At 59.8% G+C, this 1556-nt stretch carries 1 protein-coding gene and 1 pseudogene; both read left to right on the forward strand.

The window, feature by feature from the left end; all coding sequences use genetic code 11:
* Window positions 1-324 (forward strand): annotated as a pseudogene (locus EOA22_RS33160) (glycosyltransferase family 1 protein); the annotation flags it as partial.
* A gap of 2 nt (window positions 325-326) precedes the next feature.
* Window positions 327-1469 (forward strand): UDP-galactopyranose mutase, encoded by a 1143-nt coding sequence (glf, locus tag EOA22_RS33165; protein WP_063170784.1) that lies wholly within the window; start codon window positions 327-329, stop codon window positions 1467-1469.
* Window positions 1470-1556 lie beyond the last annotated feature (87 nt).

Raw genomic sequence — 1556 nt, forward strand, 5'->3', positions numbered from 1 at the left:
CCGTTTGCACTCAACGAGGCGACCCGGTTCATCAGCCCAACCAAGACGCCAGAGTTCCTGGCTGCGGGCCTGCCCGTAATCTCGACGGCGATCGTTGACGTCGTGCGCAGCTACGGCGCTGCTGGACTGGTGGAAATCGCCGACAGTGACGACTTGGAGAGCAAGCTGCGCTCCATGCTTTTGCGACCGCGTGAGATGCTGCTGCCGCAAGTCGATGCCTATCTGGCTGACATGTCGTGGGAAAGAACATGGACGGCCATGGCCGCTCACATTGAGGGCGCCTACCGACGCAAGAAGGTCGTCCCGTTGCGCAGGAGCGCATAGCCATGTTCGATTGGCTGATCGTCGGCGCGGGGTTTGCCGGCAGCGTGCTTGCCGAAAGAATAGCCTCGCAGCGTCATGAAAGCGTTCTCTTGGTCGATCGCCGCAGCCATGTCGGCGGCAACGCCTATGATTGCTATAATGAAGCCGGCATCCTCATCCACCGCTATGGGCCACATATTTTTCACACCAACAGCCAGTCGATCGTGGACTACCTCTCGCAGTTCACCCAATGGCGCACATACGAGCATAGGGTTCTGGCGGCGGTGGATGGGATACTGCTCCCCATCCCGATCAATCTCGACACGATAAACCGCCTTTATGGCCTCGAACTGAATTCTGCACAGTTGGAGGAGTTCTTCGCGTCGCGACGCGAAACGGTAGAGGACGTGCGAACGGCCGAGGATGTTGTCGTCAGCACCGTGGGACGCGAACTCTACGAAAAATTCTTCCGTGGCTACACCAGAAAGCAATGGGGCGTCGATCCGAACCAGCTGAGCAAATCGGTGACGGCACGAGTGCCGACCAGGACCAACCGCGATGACCGATATTTCAGCGACAGCTTCCAGAAGATGCCTGCCGGCGGATACACGAGGATGTTCGAGCGCATGCTCGACCATCCGAACATCAAGATCATGCTGCAGACCGACTTCCGCGAAATTCGTGACGAGATACCGTTCAACCGCCTGATCTATACCGGCCCGATCGACGAGTACTTCGGCTGGCGGCTGGGGCGTCTTCCTTATCGTTCGCTCCGCTTCGAGCACGTCACCCTCGACCAAGAGCAGTTTCAGCCGGTTGCCGTCGTCAACTATCCCCAGACGGAAGATTACACCCGCATCACCGAGTACAAACATCTGACCGGCCAGCAGAACGCGCGGACCAGTCTGACCTACGAATATCCTACCGATATCGGGGACCCGTACTATCCGGTGCCGCGGGCCGAAAACGAAGAGCTCTTCAAGCGCTACGAAGCGCTTGGCGCAACCTGTCCCGACGTGTGGTTTGTCGGTCGCCTGGCAACCTACCGCTACTACAACATGGATCAGGTGGTCGGGCAGGCCCTGGCAACCTTCGCCCGCATCCAGAAGAGCGTCCCGGAATGGGCGAGCGCGGGGAAGGCGTCGTTGGCCGAAGGGGCGCTGTAGCTCGCCACCCGGACGTACCTGGGAGCATCGAGCGTGGCAAGGCGGCGCCGACAGGCGCTCGCAACATCCCTCGTGCCGCTCATGTAT

The organism is Mesorhizobium sp. M7A.F.Ca.US.014.04.1.1, from assembly GCF_003998745.1.
GTDB classification, from domain to species: Bacteria; Pseudomonadota; Alphaproteobacteria; order Rhizobiales; family Rhizobiaceae; genus Mesorhizobium; species Mesorhizobium ciceri.

Excerpts from the sequence above, each read along its gene's own strand:
- glf (WP_063170784.1), top strand. The coding sequence starts at position 327 with ATGTTCGATTGGCTGATCGTCGGCGCGGGGTTTGCCGGCAGCGTGCTT.